Here is a 15,216-nt window from a genome sequence, read left to right as displayed (position 1 = left end):
TTCCATTCAGGTGGCGCGCCCGAGGGTTTTGGCGGGGCGACACCTATATAGAGAGCGGCCAGCCGAATTTCCGCTCGTCACAGCGGGATCGTGTCGTGTTTCTTCCAATGGGTCGTCACCTGCTTGTTGCGGAGCGAGGCGAAGGCGCGGGCGATGCGGCGGCGCGACGAATGGGGCATGATCACCTCGTCGATGAAACCGCGTTCGGCGGCCACGAACGGGTTGGCGAAACGCTCCTCGTATTCCTTCGTCCGCGCCGCGATCTTCTGCGGATCGCCGAGTTCCGAGCGATAGAGGATTTCGGTCGCTCCCTTCGCACCCATGACGGCGATCTCGGCGGTCGGCCAGGCATAATTGACGTCGGCGCCGATATGTTTCGAGGCCATGACGTCATAGGCGCCGCCATAGGCCTTTCGGGTGATCAGCGTCACCATCGGCACCGTCGCCTCCGAATAGGCGAACAGAAGCTTGGCGCCGTGCTTGATGACGCCGCCATATTCCTGCGCCACGCCCGGCAGGAAACCGGGGACGTCCACCAGCGTCAGGATCGGGATCGAGAAGGCGTCGCAGAAGCGCACGAAACGCGCCGCCTTGCGGGATGAGTCGATATCGAGGCAGCCGGCCAGCACCATCGGCTGGTTGGCGACGACGCCGACCGTCTGGCCTTCCAGCCGGAGGAAACCGGTGATGATGTTTCTCGCATAGGCTTCCTGGATCTCGAAGAAGTCGCCCTCGTCGGCAATCGCGAGGATCAGTTCCTTCATGTCGTAAGGTTTGGCGGCGCTATCCGGGATCAGGCTGTCGAGGCGGTTCTCGATGCGGGCCGGGTCGTCGTGGAAAGGTCGGACCGGCGGCTTGTCGCGGTTGTTCAAGGGCAGGAAATCGAAGAGCTGGCGGACGGCTTCGAGCGCCTCGATATCGTTCTCGAAGGCGGCATCGGCGACCGAGGATTTTTTCGTATGGGTGCCGGCGCCACCGAGTTCCTCGGCCGTGACGATCTCGTTCGTCACCGTCTTCACCACGTCGGGACCGGTGACGAACATGTAGGAACTGTCGCGCACCATGAAGATGAAATCGGTCATCGCCGGCGAATAGACCGCCCCGCCGGCGCAGGGCCCCATGATCACCGAGATCTGCGGCACGACGCCCGACGCCTCGGCATTGCGGCGGAAGACTTCCGCGTAACCGGCGAGCGAAGACACGCCTTCCTGGATGCGGGCGCCGCCGGAATCGTTCAGACCGATCACCGGAGCGCCGACCCGGACCGCCATGTCCATGATCTTGCAGATCTTCTGGGCATGGGTTTCCGACAGCGAGCCGCCGAGGACGGTGAAATCCTGCGAGAAGACATAGACCTGGCGGCCGTTGATCGTGCCCCAGCCGGTGACGACGCCGTCGCCGGCGACCTTCTGCTCCGCCATGCCGAAATCCACCGCCCGGTGGGTCACGTACATGTCGAACTCTTCGAACGAGCCTTCGTCGAGCAGAACCTCTATTCTCTCACGCGCCGTCAGCTTGCCCTTCGCATGCTGCGCATCGATACGCTTCCTGCCCCCGCCAAGTCGCGCCTCCGCACGGCGTTTTTCGACCTCACCCAGAACTGCTCGCATGTTTGCTCCCGGTATTCTCTTGGGCATTACTTAGCGTCTTGCGAACCTACGGGAAACCGTGGAACACGCATCTAGACGAATTGATAAGGGCGCGGACCGGAAAACGCAAAACGCCGGGAACATATGACCGGGGTCACAGCGTGGTTTCGCCCGAGTCCGCCTTGATGATGTTGATGAACGCCTCGGCCGTCCAGGACAACGGCGCGCCGGGCATGGAGATGATCCCGTATTCGGAGATCTTGTCGGGCAGGAAAGGCCGCATGGCGATCGCGTCGCTGCGGAAGAATTCGGCAATCAGCGAGGGCACGATGGCGATGCCGAGCCCTTGCGCGGCACAGGCGCAGGCGGTCTCGACCGAGTGAACTTCCAGGCTGCAGCGGTAGCTCGGCACCATGCGGCGCAGTTCGTGTTCGAGTTCGTTGCGGTTGACGCGCTGGCGGCCGAGCAGGATCAGGTCGTTGCGGGCGAGATCGTTGACATCGATGGCCTGCTTGGCGGCGAGCGGATGGCCGACCGGCATGACGCAGGTGGTGCCGCTGGTAAAAAGCGGGCGGGCGTCGAAGGAATGTTCCTCCGGCGGCAGGCGGACGAAACCGAGATCGGCGACGCGGCCGCGCACCATGCGTTCGATCGCATCATAGGGACCGCTGAGGATCTCCACCGTCACACGCGGATGATCGGCCTTGAAGCGGGCGAGGATCGGCGGCAGCATGGTGGTCGCCAGGCTGTGCGGGAAGGCGACGCGGATCAGCGCCTCGCCGAAGGCACCCGAACGGACATCGCCGACCTTGACGCGCAACCGGGCGACGCTCTGGGCGACGTCGTCCACCTCGTCGACCAGCAGATGCGCTTCCGGCCGCGGGATAAGGCGGCCCTTGTCGCGCAGGAAAAGCTCGCGGCCGATCTCCTCTTCCAGAGATGAGAGCTGGCGGCTGATCGCCGACTGCGACAGGCCGAGCTGGGCCGCCGCCGCTATGGTCGAGCCGGTATCCATGATCGTCTTGAAGATTTCGAGCTGCTTGAAATTCATGGCCCGATCCTACGGCAGGCGGCGGCGAACACAAGCAGAGACATCGAACAGGGTTGCCGCGCGCAAAACGCATAGGACCATGCATTCCACGCATAATATTGCGCATCCTCCCCGGCCCGCTATCGTCGGCCTCAACAACGAGAAAAAGGGAACGTCTTTCATGAGAATTCTCTGTCCCTGCGGGACGAAAGGTAAGCAGGAGAGCACGCCATGACGGTTTTCGTCATCCGTCGCTTCCTGCAGAGCATCGCAGTCCTGTGCGTCACCGCGGTGATCGTCTTCATCGGCATCTATGCGATCGGCGATCCTGCGGAAATGCTGATCTCGCCGGATGCGAGCCCGGCGGAACGCGCTCAGGTCGTCGCCTCGCTCGGGCTCGACAAGCCGCTCTGGGAACAGTTCTTCACCTTTGCCTGGAATGCGCTGCATGGGGATCTCGGCCGCTCCTTCGTCTTCAACCGCCCTTCCATCGCACTCATCTTCGAACGCCTGCCGGCGACGCTGGAGCTGACGCTGACCGGCCTCGTCTTCGCTATCCTGCTCGGCATCCCGCTCGGCCTTCTGTCCGGCCTGAAGCCGAACACCGCCACCGACGAAGTGATCATGACCGGCTCGATCTTCGGCTTCTCGCTGCCGAGCTTCTGGCAGGGCATGATGCTGATCATGATCTTCTCCGTCTGGCTCGGCTGGCTGCCGTCCACCGGGCGCGGCCAGATTGGCGAATTCCTCGGGCTCCGCTCGAGCCTCTTCACGCTCGACGGCCTCACCCACCTGATCCTGCCGGCGATCAACCTGTCGCTGTTCAAGCTTTCGCTGGTGATCCGCCTCACCCGCACCGGCGTGCGCGAGACGATGCCGCTCGATTTCGTGAAATTCGCCCGCGCCAAGGGCATTTCCGAACGCCGCATCGTTTTCGTGCATGTGTTCAAGAACATCCTGATCCCGCTGATCACCGTGATCGGCCTGGAACTCGGCAGCATGCTCGCCTTCGCTGTCGTGACCGAGACGATCTTCGCCTGGCCCGGCATCGGCAAGCTGTTGATCGACAGTATCATGCGGCTCGACCGGCCTGTCGTCGTCGCCTACCTGCTGGTCATCGTCAGCCTGTTCATCTTCATCAATTTCGTCGTCGACGTGCTCTATTCGCTGGTCGATCCCCGCGTCCGGCTCGGAGGCGCCCAATGACCGCACGCGCCCTTTTTGCCGAAGACATGCTGCTCGGCCGCCTGGTCACCGGTATCGGCCGCAGCCCCAAGGCGGTCGTTGCCGCCGTCGTCTGCATCGTCCTTTTGTTTGCCGCGGTGGTCGGACCCTACCTGACGCCGCAGAACCCGTTCGATCTGGCGGTGCTGGACATCCTCGATTCCAAGCTGCCGCCCGGCTCGCAGAGCATGGACGGCATGAACTACTGGCTCGGCACCGACGGCCAGGGCCGCGACATGTTTTCCGCGATGATCTACGGCCTGCGCACCAGCCTCGGCGTCGGCGTATTCTCCGGCATCGTCGCGCTTCTGGTCGGCACGGTGCTCGGCCTGATCGCCGCCTATTTCGGCGGGCGCATCGACACGCTGATCATGCGCGTCGTCGACCTGATGCTCGGCTTTCCGACCATTCTCGTGGCGCTCATGCTGCTGGCCCTTTTGGGCCAGGGGCTCTGGAAGGTGATCTTCGCGCTGATCCTGGTGCAATGGGCGACGTTTGCCCGTGCCGTCCGGAGTGCTGCCCTCGTCGAGAAGAACAAGGATTATGTCGAGGCGGCGGTGACGCTCGGCATCGGCACGCCGCGCATCCTGATCGGCCATATCCTGCCGAACTGCCTGCCGCCGCTGATCGTCATCGGCATGCTGCAGGTGGCGAACGCGATCTCGGCGGAGGCGACACTTTCCTTTCTCGGCATCGGCCTGCCGATCACCGAGCCGTCGCTTGGGCTTCTGATCGCCAACGGCTACCAGCTGCTGATGTCCGGCGAATACTGGATCAGCGTCTATCCGGGCGTGCTGCTGCTCGTGCTGGTGTTCTCGATCAACATCGTCGGCGACCGGCTGCGCGAAGTGCTCAACCCCAGACTCGGTGAAAGGTGAGAGCGCGATGACACCCGTCCTCGAAGTCAAAAACCTTTCCACCCATTTCATGACCCGCCGCGGGGTCTTGAAGGCCGTCGACGACGTGAGCTTCACGGTCGGTGAGCGCGAGATCGTCGGCCTGGTCGGCGAATCCGGCTCCGGCAAGTCGATCACCGGGTTTTCGATCCTCGGCCTCGTCGATCCGCCCGGCCGGGTGGTCAACGGCCAGATCCTGTTCAACGGCGACGACCTCCTGAAGATGTCGCCGAGCGCCATGCGGACGATCCGGGGCAAGCGCATCGCGATGATCTTCCAGGACCCGATGATGACGCTGAACCCGGTTCTGTCGGTCGCCACCCAGATGATCGAAACGGTGCAGGCGCATGACCGGGTTTCCCGCACTGAAGCCCGCGCCCGGGCTCGCGATGCGCTCGGCCTCGTCGGCATTCCCTCGCCGGAGGAGCGGCTGGATTCCTATCCGCACCAGTTTTCCGGCGGCATGCGCCAGCGCGTGGCGATCGCGATTGCGCTGCTGCACCGGCCCGACCTGATCATCGCCGACGAACCGACGACGGCGCTCGACGTGACGATCCAGTCGCAGATCCTGTTCGAGATCAAGCGGCTTGCCGGCGAGTTCGGCATGGCGCTGATCTGGATCAGCCACGATCTCGGCGTCGTCGCGGCGCTCGCGGACCGGATCATGGTCATGTATGCGGGCCGGATCGTCGAGGCGGGACAGGTCGACGGGGTGCTCACCGAACCGCGGCATCCCTATACGTCCGGCCTGCTCAGCGCCGTGCCCGCCGCGGTGCCGCGCGGCGAACCGCTGCGGCCGATCCCCGGTTTTGCGCCATCGCCGCTGTCGCGCCCTTCCGGCTGCGCCTTTCGCGACCGCTGCGCCCGCGCCACCGATATCTGCGCCACCGAACCGATGCTGGAAATCGCCGCCGGCCGCGAGTTCCGCTGTTTCCACCCCCATCTCTGGAGCGCCGCATGACGAACCCGCTCAAGGAACCGGTGCCGCTCGTGGAAGCCGTGGATGTCAGCCGGCGGTTTTCCCGCAAGCTCGACTATGCCGAAAAGATCGCCAATCTCTTCGGGGCGGGCCTCGAGGAAAAGACCGTGCATGCGGTCGACCAGGTCAATCTCGCGGTCTATCCGGGCGAGGTGGTCGGCCTCGTCGGAGAATCGGGCTGCGGAAAATCGACCCTCGGCCGGGTGATGGCAGGCATCATGCCCGCGAGCGGCGGCGAGGTGCGGTGGAAGGGTCAGCCTCTGACCTCACTGCAGGGTGACGACAAGCGCGCCATGCGGCTTTCCGCCCAGATGATCTTCCAGGACCCGATGTCGACGCTCAACCCGCGCAAGCGGGTTCTCGACCTGATCGGCGAGGCGCCGAAGGTGCACGGCATCGTCAAGGGCCGGGAGATGCGGGACTATGTGGCCGCGTTGGTCACGCGGGTCGGCCTCGATCCGTCCTATCTCGACCGCTACCCGCACCAGTTTTCCGGCGGGCAGCGGCAGCGTATCGGCATTGCCCGGGCGCTGGCGGTAAAACCGAAGCTGCTCGTCTGCGACGAATCGGTCGCCGCCCTCGACGTGTCGATCCAGGCGCAGATCCTCAACCTGTTCATGGACCTTAGACAAGAATTCGGGCTGACCTATCTGTTCATCAGCCACGACCTCGGCGTCGTGAAACACATCTGCGACCGGGTGGTGGTCATGTATCTCGGCCGCGTGGTGGAAAGCGCTGCGCCGGACGAGCTCTTCGACAATCCGAAACACCCCTATACCCAGGCGCTGATCCGCGAGCTGCCTTCGGTCACCGACCGCCGCCGGGTGTTCACGCCGATCAAGGGCGAGATCCCCTCACCGCTCCATCCGCCGGCGGGATGCCATTTCCATCCCCGCTGTCCCAAGGCCTTCGACCGTTGCCGCGTGGAACGGCCGGTCCTGAAGGAAAACGCGGCCAAGTTCGCTGGTCGCCATGTCAGCGCCTGCCACCTGAACGATCTTGCCGACCATCAGGCAACAAATGCCACGGCCGAACCGGCCATCTAAAAAGGAAGGGAACAGATATATGAAACCGATGAGATTTCTTCTGGCCGGCGTCGCGGCCTCGATCATCGCACTCGGCTCGGCCCAGGCGGCCGACCTGATACTCGGCAGCGCCACCGAGCCGTCGGCGATCGATCCGCAGTTTTCGCGCACCGGCAACAACCAGAACATCGCCATGCAGGTTTTCGACCGCCTGGTGCAGACCGACCCGGCGATCAATATCGAGCCGGCGCTTGCCGTCTCCTGGACCAATATCGATCCGCTGACCTGGCAGATCAAGCTGCGCGACGGCGTCAAGTTCCACGACGGCAACCCGCTGACGGCCGAGGACGTGATCTTCTCGCTCACCCGCGCCAAGGACATCCCGAACAGCCCGGCGCCTTTCTCCGGCAACGTCGCGGCGATCGACAGCATGAAGGCGATCGACAACCTGACGATCGAGTTCAAGACCAAGAAGCCGACGCCCGACTTCATCGAGCAGGTCGGTTTCGTCTACATCGTCGAGAAGAAGGTCGCGGAAGGCGCCTCGATCGAGGACTTCAACAGCGGCAAGGCGGCGATCGGCACCGGCGCCTACAAGTTCAAGTCATGGACGCCGGGCGACAACCTGCAGCTCACCCGCAACGATGCCTTCTGGGGCAAGAAGCAGGACTTCGACAACGTCACGATCAAGTTCATCTCCAACGACGCCTCGCGCGTCGCGGCCCTTCGCTCCGGCTCGGTAGACCTGATCGATGCCGTGCCGCCGGGTGACGTCAAGACAATCCAGGGCATTTCCGGCCTCAAGGTCTTCTCGATCGCATCCGCGCGCATGATCTACCTCGCGCTCGACAGCGTCCGCGACAAGTCGCCCTTCATCACCGACAAGGACGGCAAGCCGCTCGACAAGAACCCGTTGAAGGACGTCAAGGTTCGCCAGGCGCTGTCCGAGCTGGTCAACCGCCAGCTGATCATCGACCGTATTCTCGACGGTTCGGCGGAAGCCGCCGGCCAGCTGGTGCCGCAGGGCGTTGCCGGCAACGATCCGTCGATCGCGGCACCGGCCATGAACGCCGAGGGCGCCAAGAAGCTGCTTGCCGAAGCGGGCTACAAGGACGGTTTCGGCATCACCATCCACACCTCCAACGACCGTTTCCCGGGCGATGCGGAAGTGGCGCAGGCCCTCGGCCAGATGTTCGCGCGCGGCGGCCTGAAGGTGAACGGCGTCGTCGCCCAGCCCTATAACGTCTACACCAAGGGCGCCGGGGCCGGCGAGTTCTCCGCCTTCATCTTCTCGCTCGGCAACTCGACGCCCACCTCGGCCACGGGTCTCCGCAACCTGCTGATGACGGCCAACAAGGATGCGGGCACCGGCTCGTTCAACCGGACGAAATATTCGAACCCGGCCTTCGACGACGCTATGCGCGCAGCCACCGCGGAATTCGACGTCAAGAAGCGCGTGGAACTGCTGCAGAAGGCGACCAAGTTGGTCTTCGCCGACATACCGGTCATCCCGCTCTACTGGCAGAAGGTTCACTGGGCCGGCAAGGCGAACCTCTCCTATCTCGCCAACATGACGGAAGACACCAGCGCGACGCTCGCCGGCATCGCCAAGTAAGCTCTCTGCAAAGGAGAGGGCCGGACTGTCCGCAAGGGCCGAAACCCTCTCCGCCGTCATCCTCGGGCTTGCCGCGAGGATCTGCAAACGGTTGATTTTCTGACGTGATTAGGTCTTCGGGGCAGGCCCGAGGCTGACGTGGAGTACGGGGCGAAGGTTTGCCATCAAACCGGTTCCTCCCAATATTTTAAGGATATGGACATGGATACCCTGACGCCATCGCGCTTCGAGGTGATTGCCGACGACGTGGTCGTCGAACGGGATGTGATGGTGACGATGCGCGACGGCGTGAGGCTGGCGACCGACGTCTACCGGCCGGCCACGGACGGCAAGGCGATCGAGGGCCGGCTGCCGGCGATCATGGAGCGCACGCCCTACGGCAAGGCGGAGCGTTCGCGTTCCGAGATCGAAGTCGGCATGGCGGAGCCGATGAAGCGTCATGAAGTGGCGAGCTACTTCGTTCGGGCGGGATATGCCGTGATCTACCAGGATTGCCGCGGCCGCTACAATTCGGAAGGGCAGTTCAGCAAATACATCTCCGAAGCCGCGGACGGTTACGATACCGCCCGCTGGCTGGTGGAACAGCCCTGGTCGAACGGCCAGTTCGGCACGATGGGCCTTTCCTATGCGGCGCACACCCAGGCAGCGCTCGCCTGCCTCAACCCGCCGGGACTGGCCTGCATGGTGATGGACTCGGGCGGATTTTCGAACGCCTACCAATGCGGCATCCGCCAGGGCGGCGCATTCGAACTGAAGCAGGCGACCTGGGCCTACAACCAGGCGATCGGCGAGGGCAATGAACTCGCCCGTGCAGCGATCGAAGCGGAGGATCTCCACGCCTGGTTCAGCGTCATGCCCTGGAGCGAAGGCAATTCCCCCGTGCGCTGGATGCCGGAATACGAAAGCTACCTGCTCGACCAGTGGCGCAGCGGCACGTTCGACGAGAGCTGGCGCCGCGTCGGGCTTTACATGGAAGGTTTCTACGAGACTTTTCCGGAAGTGCCTGTGGTCCTGATGTCGAGCTGGTACGACGCCTATGTCAAATCGACACTCGACAACTATCGCGGCCTTTCCGGCAAGGACAGCCGGCCGCTGCAGCTGATCATGGGGCCCTGGCTGCACGGCAACCGCAATGCGACGCTCGCCGGCGACACCTCGTTCGGGCCGGCAGCGCCCCTCGGCGGCAATGTCATGGAAAGCTGGCTATCCTTCCGCCGCAACTGGTTCGATCACTGGCTGAAGGGCAAGGACAACGCGGTTCCGCGGGAACCGGCGGTGCGGGCCTTCGTGATGGGCGGCGGATCGGGCACGCGCAACGCGGACGGGCGGCTGGATCATGGCGGGCACTGGATAGAGGCGTCCGACTGGCCGCTGCCGGGAACGGAATTCCGCAACTATTACATCCATGAGGACGGGTCGCTTTCGACGGAAAAGCCCAAGGCCGATGCCTCCCCCTTCACCTACGACTTCGACCCCAAGGTCCCGGTGCCGACGATCGGCGGATCGCTGACCAGCGGCCAGCCGATCTTCGAAGGCGGCGGTTTCGACCAGCGCGAGGGCGACAAATTCTACGGCTCGAAACACCCGGGCCTGCCGCTTTCGGCGCGTGCCGACGTGCTTTCATTCGAGACCGCGCCGCTTGCCGAAGATGTCGCCGTCGTCGGTCCGATCACGGTCGAGCTCTATGTCTCGTCGGATGCGCCGGATACGGATTTCACCGCGAAACTCGTCGATGTCTATCCGCCGAGCAAGGACTATCCGACCGGCTACGCGCTCAACATCACCGACGGGATCATCCGCTGCCGTTATCGCAAGTCGTTCGAGAAACCGGAGCCGATCGTCAAGGGCGAGGTGTTCAAGGTGACGATCGAGCCGTTCGCGACCGCCAACCTGTTCGCCAAGGGCCATCGCATCCGGGTGGACATCTCCTCGTCCAATTTCCCGAAGTACGACATCAATCCAAATAGCTATGCGCCGGAGGGCCGGGGACGCACAAGCCAAGTGGCCCGCAACACGGTTTTCTGCGATGATATGCGGGCGTCCGCCATCCGCCTGCCGATCGTCGGCGACGCGGCGATGGTGGCGCCGAAGCCCATCGCGAAATGAACCAGGCATGCTGACCGTCGCCGTTACCGGCCAAATCCTGATCCATGGCCCCCTCGACCTCTGCGGCGAGGGACAGGCCGAAGTTCGGGATTTCCTCGAGGCGGACGTTGTCTTCGGCAACCTGGAGGCGACGGTGGAGACGGCCGGCGCATGGCCCACCAAGACGAAGACCCTGCATCTTGCTTCGCCGGATGCGCTGGTTTCCGTCCGGGAACTCGGCTTTCACGCGGTGACGCATGCCAATAACCACGCCTTCGACCTCGGCCCGCCGGGCATAACATCGACGCGCGCCGCGGCGGAGGCGGCAGGGCTGAAGCTTGCCGGGAGCGGGCTGGATATCGAGCAGGCTGGCGCGCCGGTCATCGTGCCGGGACCTGAGCAATCGCTCGCCATCTTCTCCGTCGATCTCGGGCCGCAGCCGGACATCAACTATGCCTCGACCGAGCGCGGCGGCATCGCCCCGTTGCGGATGAAACGGACGGTGAGCGTGCCGGCCGAAGAATTCGGGGTCCTCAGGAGGATCGTAACGACCCTTGGCGACGACAAGCGCGGGGCCGCGCGTGCGGCGGTCGGCTACGACGTCGGAGAACGCCCGGAACTCGACGTCTTCGGCACGCCGATCGTTGCCGGCGATGCGATCGGCGCGCGCTGGACGGCCGACGAGACGGACATGCAGCGGCTCACCGACGGTATCGATGCCGCAAAGGCGATAGGGGATCTGGTGGCGGTGGCGCTCCACGGCCATCACTGGGATTCGAACTGGAAAACGACGCCCGACTGGCTGCTCGATCTTTGTCGCGGCCTGATCGACAGCGGCGCGGACCTGGTGCTGGGTACCGGCGCGCCGGTCATGCAGCCGCTGGTCCTTTATCGCGGCCGGGTGATCATCGCCGGCCTCGGCAATTTCGTCTTCCACACCGGGCGGCCGGCAACCTATGACGAAAAACGTGTCGATGTGTGGCGCAGCGCCGCAATCCGGCTGACGCTTGCCGATGACGGTACGTGCAGGAGACTTGAATTGCTGCCAATTTCGGTCGGCAGGCCCGGGGACCACGACCTGCCTCTAGGGCCGGTTCCGCTGCAGGGCGTCGATGCAGACGATATCAGGGAAAGAGCGTTCGGCGGGCTTTCGGCGGCGGACAGGCAGATCGTTCTTTGATCAGCCGAGCTTGCCGGTGAAAATGTAACCGACGCCGCGAACGGCCTTGATCAGCTGCGGATGTTTGGCATCCGCCTCGACCTTGCGGCGCAGCCGGACGATCTGGGCGTCGATCGTGCGATCGAAGGCATCGAGCTGACGTCCCCTCGTCGCGTCCATCAGGAAATCGCGTGTCAGTACCCGACCCGCATGCTGCACGAAGGCCGCCAGCATCTCGAATTCGCCCGTCGTCAGTTCGACTTCACAATCTTCGGCGGACAGAAGCTGGCGCCTCGACAGATTGAGCGTCCATCCTTCGAAGCGGACGATCTTCTCCTCGTTTTCCTCCGGCTTCGGCTGAGCCGGCTGGCGCCGCCGCAGGATCGATTTCAGCCGCGCATGCACCTCGCGCAGGTGAAACGGTTTCGCGATATAGTCGTCCGCGCCGATCTCGATGCCGAGGATCCGGTCGACCACGTCGTCGCGGCCGGTCAGCATCATGATCGGAATGTCCGATTGCATCCGGATTTCCCGGGCGAGATCGAAGCCGTCCTGGCCGCCCGGAAGCGAAAGATCGAGAAGGATGATGTCGATCTCCTGTCGCTTCAGCTGAGCCCGCATTTCCTGCCCGTCGGACACGGCGCTGACGGCATATCCTTCGCCCTCGAAATACCGCGTCAGCATCTGGCGGATTCGGGGATCGTCGTCGACGACGAGGATGTTGGCGGGGCTGGCGGAGGATGACATCAACAGGGAACCGGCGTGTTACAGATTGTTACCAATTAGAACCGTCTTTCACCCGACTAGCATTCGCGCGTTACCGGGATTCGGTCAACTGCCTCAACCAAACGGATAGGGGCAGTTTCATGTTTGTCACGGATTATGCGAAGACCTTCAACGCGGCAGCAGCAAGACCGCTCGACGAACCGGATTGCCTGCATTCGCTGTTTGCAAAGCAGCCGGTCGAATATCTCGCGGCCGGACAGGCTCTGTTCTTCGAGGGCGACGAGGCCAAGCATATTTTCGAAGTCATGGAGGGGACGCTCCGCGTTTTCCGGATCATTTCGGACGGACGGCGGGTGATTACCGGGTTTCTGCACGCCGGCGACGTCATCGGGGTGTCGTTCCGGGACCACTATATCTACACCGCCGAGGCCATCACCACGGCGAAGGTCCGTCGGCTGGCACGCCGGCAATTCGAGGGGGCCGTCATCAATTCGGAAAGCCTGAGGCCAAAGGTCTTCGCCCGTGTCTGCGACGAAATGGCCGCAGCCCAGGACCAGATGGTGCTCCTGTCCAGCAAGAGCGCGGAAGAGCGGCTCTGCACCTTCCTTCTGAGGTACCTGAAACGCGCGATGGCCGAAGGCAAAGGGCAGCCGATCGTCGAGCTCTCGATGAGCCGACAGGACATGGCCGACTATCTCGGCCTGACGATCGAGACCGTTTCGCGTACTATCACCAGGCTTATCGGCAAGGGCGTGCTGAATGTTCTGGACCCGGCCGCCCGTCATTCCATAAGGATCGAACGGCCGGGGATGCTTGCGCAACTCGCCGGAGACGACGATGACTGTGGAGACATGCGGCGCGACCTGATCGCTCTCGGCGAGCGACGGCGCCATTAGACGGAATGGACATGATCGGCAAGACAGGACCCGAAGCCACGACGGAAAGCCAACTCGATGCCGTCACTCTTCTTCTCGATGACGCCAACCTCATCGTCCATGGCGTCGATGGCGTTATCAGCCGCTGGACGAGCGGCTGCGAGCAGCTTTACGGCTGGCGGCGCGAGGAGGCCCTCGGCAAGGTCGTCCACGATCTTCTGGCAACCCAGTTTCCCGAGCCGCTCGACGAGATTCGCCGCCATGTCCAGACCTATCACGCCTGGCAGGGCGAAGTCGTCCATCGGCACAGGCACGGACATCCGGTCTTCGTGGCATCCCGCTGGGTGGCCGTCAATCCGTCAAGCGACGGGCCTTCGATCATCATTCAAACCAACAACGATGTCACCGAGATGAAAAGGGTGCAGAACGATCTTGCCGAACGCGAAGCGCATCTGCGCTCCATTCTGGACACCGTGCCGGAATCGATGATCGTCATCGACGAGGTCGGCTGCATCACCTCCTTCAGCGCCGCAGCGGAGCAGCTTTTCGGCTACTCGTCGGACGAAGTCTGCGGGCGGAATGTGAAGATGCTGATGCCATCACCCGACCGCGACGCCCATGACGGATATATCTCGCGCTATCTCACGACGGGCGAACGCCGGATCATCGGCTACGGCCGCGTCGTGACCGGGCAGCGCAAGGACAAGAGCACATTTCCGATGGAGCTTTCGGTCGGCGAGGCCGTCACCAACGGAAAACGCATTTTTACCGGCTTTGTCCGCGACCTCACCAGCCGTCACAAGATCGAAGAAGAGCTGCGCCAGGCCCAGAAGATGGAAGCGATCGGCCAGCTGACCGGTGGACTGGCGCACGATTTCAACAATCTTCTCACCGTCATCAGCGGCAATCTCGAGATGATCGAGAACAAGCTCGCGGATGCGGGTCTGCTCGAGCTGCTGCATGAAGCGCAGGGCGCGGCGGAAGACGGCGCCAAACTGACGGGCCAGCTTCTCGCCTTCGGACGGCGCCAGCCACTCAACCCGAAGCTCGCCGATGTCGGCAATCTCGTATCCGGCTTCTCGGAACTCCTGCGCCGGACGCTCGGCGAGACGATCGAGCTCCGCACCACCGTCACCGGCGTCTCCAACGAGGCGCTGGTCGATGCGTCGCAGCTTCAGAACGCGCTCCTCAACCTGACGCTCAACGCCCGAGACGCGATGCCGCGCGGCGGCAAGCTGTCGATCGGGATTTCCCGCGTCCGGCTGGATGTCGACTATGCGCAGATGTATCCCGATGTCCGCACCGGTGATTTCGTGCTGATCTCCGTCACCGACACGGGTGTCGGCATGTCACCCGACGTCAAGGACAAGGCTTTCGAGCCCTTCTTCACCACCAAGGGCCTCGGCGCCGGAACGGGGCTCGGCCTCAGCATGGTCTACGGTTTCGCCAAGCAGTCCGGCGGGCATATCCAGCTCTATAGCGAGCCGGGACAGGGCACCAGCGTGCGGATTTTCCTGCCGGTGGCGCGCAAGACGGAGGCGACGGGTCCGCTTGCCGTCGATGCCGGCTCGAAACAGGCCTCTATTCCCGGCGGCACCGAAAAGATCCTCGTCGTCGAGGACGATCCGCGGGTCCGGCGCATCGCCGTGTCCCGGCTCACGCAGCTCGGTTACGGCGTCATCGAAGCCTCGAACGGCCAGGAAGCGCTGGACCAGCTCGGCCAGCACGACGGTATCCACCTGCTTTTCACCGATATCGTGATGCCGGGCGGAATGACGGGCGACGAACTGGCGGCCGAAGTGCGCGCCAGACGGCCCGGCATGAAGGTGCTGTTCACCTCCGGCTACGCCGAACCGGCCATCGCCGGACGGGAGCTCGCTCAATCCGGTAGCTGGCTAAAGAAGCCCTATACCGCCAGGGAGCTGGCGGTGCGGCTTCGCGAGCTGCTGGACTGAGTGAGCTTTATTAAAAGGGCTGTATCTGCAGCCAGCGCGTTAGATTCTGTCGCCAAGC

General features: G+C 63.6%; 12 protein-coding genes. 9 read left to right on the top strand and 3 right to left on the bottom strand.

Features of this window, described 5'->3' with window-relative positions; all coding sequences use genetic code 11:
- Nucleotides 1-77: 77 nt before the first annotated feature.
- Both ACSQ8R_RS20180 and ACSQ8R_RS20175 read right to left on the bottom strand, forming a co-directional pair.
- Nucleotides 78-1,610, bottom strand: a complete 1,533-nt coding sequence (locus ACSQ8R_RS20180) for an acyl-CoA carboxylase subunit beta (protein WP_436255000.1) — start codon at nt 1,608-1,610, stop codon at nt 78-80.
- A 133-nt stretch (nt 1,611-1,743) separates the two neighbouring features.
- Entirely contained in the window at nt 1,744-2,640 is an 897-nt protein-coding gene (locus tag ACSQ8R_RS20175) for a LysR family transcriptional regulator (RefSeq protein WP_436254999.1), read from the bottom strand.
- Nucleotides 2,641-2,850: 210 nt separating this feature from the next.
- On the opposite strand from ACSQ8R_RS20175, the gene ACSQ8R_RS20170 reads away from it, so the two are divergent.
- The 7 genes from ACSQ8R_RS20170 to ACSQ8R_RS20140 all read left to right on the top strand — a co-directional run bounded on the left by ACSQ8R_RS20170 (nt 2,851) and on the right by ACSQ8R_RS20140 (nt 11,623).
- Nucleotides 2,851-3,825, top strand: coding sequence for an ABC transporter permease (locus ACSQ8R_RS20170; protein ID WP_436254998.1), 975 nt, complete (start codon nt 2,851-2,853; stop codon nt 3,823-3,825).
- Entirely contained in the window at nt 3,822-4,721 is a 900-nt protein-coding gene (locus tag ACSQ8R_RS20165) for an ABC transporter permease (RefSeq protein WP_345930659.1), read from the top strand. The genes ACSQ8R_RS20170 and ACSQ8R_RS20165 overlap by 4 nt, the downstream gene beginning before the upstream one ends.
- A gap of 7 nt (nt 4,722-4,728) precedes the next feature.
- Nucleotides 4,729-5,700, top strand: coding sequence for an ABC transporter ATP-binding protein (locus ACSQ8R_RS20160; protein ID WP_436254997.1), 972 nt, complete (start codon nt 4,729-4,731; stop codon nt 5,698-5,700).
- Nucleotides 5,697-6,764, top strand: coding sequence for an ABC transporter ATP-binding protein (locus tag ACSQ8R_RS20155; protein WP_436254996.1), 1,068 nt, complete (start codon nt 5,697-5,699; stop codon nt 6,762-6,764). The genes ACSQ8R_RS20160 and ACSQ8R_RS20155 overlap by 4 nt, the downstream gene beginning before the upstream one ends.
- 19 nt (nt 6,765-6,783) lie before the next feature.
- The gene (locus ACSQ8R_RS20150; RefSeq protein WP_436254995.1) at nt 6,784-8,358 is read left to right on the top strand and encodes an ABC transporter substrate-binding protein; all 1,575 of its coding nucleotides are present in this window, start codon (nt 6,784-6,786) and stop codon (nt 8,356-8,358) included.
- Between the two features lie 201 nt (nt 8,359-8,559).
- Nucleotides 8,560-10,464, top strand: coding sequence for a CocE/NonD family hydrolase (locus ACSQ8R_RS20145; RefSeq protein ID WP_436254994.1), 1,905 nt, complete (start codon nt 8,560-8,562; stop codon nt 10,462-10,464).
- Between the two features lie 7 nt (nt 10,465-10,471).
- Entirely contained in the window at nt 10,472-11,623 is a 1,152-nt protein-coding gene (locus tag ACSQ8R_RS20140; protein WP_436254993.1) for a CapA family protein, read from the top strand.
- Here ACSQ8R_RS20140 and ACSQ8R_RS20135 read toward each other — a convergent pair whose 3' ends face one another.
- A complete protein-coding gene (locus ACSQ8R_RS20135) occupies nt 11,624-12,349 on the bottom strand; it encodes a response regulator (protein WP_436254992.1) in 726 nt (241 codons plus the stop codon).
- A 119-nt stretch (nt 12,350-12,468) separates the two neighbouring features.
- Between ACSQ8R_RS20135 and ACSQ8R_RS20130 the strand changes: the two genes are divergently transcribed.
- Both ACSQ8R_RS20130 and ACSQ8R_RS20125 read left to right on the top strand, forming a co-directional pair.
- Nucleotides 12,469-13,224, top strand: coding sequence for a helix-turn-helix domain-containing protein (locus tag ACSQ8R_RS20130; RefSeq protein ID WP_436254991.1), 756 nt, complete (start codon nt 12,469-12,471; stop codon nt 13,222-13,224).
- 11 nt (nt 13,225-13,235) lie between these two features.
- Nucleotides 13,236-15,158, top strand: coding sequence for a PAS domain S-box protein (locus ACSQ8R_RS20125; RefSeq protein WP_436254990.1), 1,923 nt, complete (start codon nt 13,236-13,238; stop codon nt 15,156-15,158).
- Nucleotides 15,159-15,216: the final 58 nt, after the last annotated feature.

This window comes from Neorhizobium sp. LjRoot104, assembly GCF_964253725.1.
GTDB lineage: Bacteria > Pseudomonadota > Alphaproteobacteria > Rhizobiales > Rhizobiaceae > Neorhizobium.
Note: the sequence above shows the minus strand (reverse complement) of the source record. Positions and strands in the feature narration are given on the sequence as shown.

Excerpts from the sequence above, each read along its gene's own strand:
- ACSQ8R_RS20180 (WP_436255000.1), bottom strand. The coding sequence starts at position 1,610 with ATGCGAGCAGTTCTGGGTGAGGTCGAAAAACGCCGTGCGGAGGCGCGA.
- ACSQ8R_RS20125 (WP_436254990.1), top strand. The coding sequence starts at position 13,236 with ATGATCGGCAAGACAGGACCCGAAGCCACGACGGAAAGCCAACTCGAT.
- ACSQ8R_RS20175 (WP_436254999.1), bottom strand. The coding sequence starts at position 2,640 with ATGAATTTCAAGCAGCTCGAAATCTTCAAGACGATCATGGATACCGGC.
- ACSQ8R_RS20160 (WP_436254997.1), top strand. The coding sequence starts at position 4,729 with ATGACACCCGTCCTCGAAGTCAAAAACCTTTCCACCCATTTCATGACC.
- ACSQ8R_RS20155 (WP_436254996.1), top strand. The coding sequence starts at position 5,697 with ATGACGAACCCGCTCAAGGAACCGGTGCCGCTCGTGGAAGCCGTGGAT.
- ACSQ8R_RS20170 (WP_436254998.1), top strand. The coding sequence starts at position 2,851 with ATGACGGTTTTCGTCATCCGTCGCTTCCTGCAGAGCATCGCAGTCCTG.
- ACSQ8R_RS20130 (WP_436254991.1), top strand. The coding sequence starts at position 12,469 with ATGTTTGTCACGGATTATGCGAAGACCTTCAACGCGGCAGCAGCAAGA.
- ACSQ8R_RS20135 (WP_436254992.1), bottom strand. The coding sequence starts at position 12,349 with ATGTCATCCTCCGCCAGCCCCGCCAACATCCTCGTCGTCGACGACGAT.
- ACSQ8R_RS20165 (WP_345930659.1), top strand. The coding sequence starts at position 3,822 with ATGACCGCACGCGCCCTTTTTGCCGAAGACATGCTGCTCGGCCGCCTG.
- ACSQ8R_RS20140 (WP_436254993.1), top strand. The coding sequence starts at position 10,472 with ATGCTGACCGTCGCCGTTACCGGCCAAATCCTGATCCATGGCCCCCTC.
- ACSQ8R_RS20150 (WP_436254995.1), top strand. The coding sequence starts at position 6,784 with ATGAAACCGATGAGATTTCTTCTGGCCGGCGTCGCGGCCTCGATCATC.
- ACSQ8R_RS20145 (WP_436254994.1), top strand. The coding sequence starts at position 8,560 with ATGGATACCCTGACGCCATCGCGCTTCGAGGTGATTGCCGACGACGTG.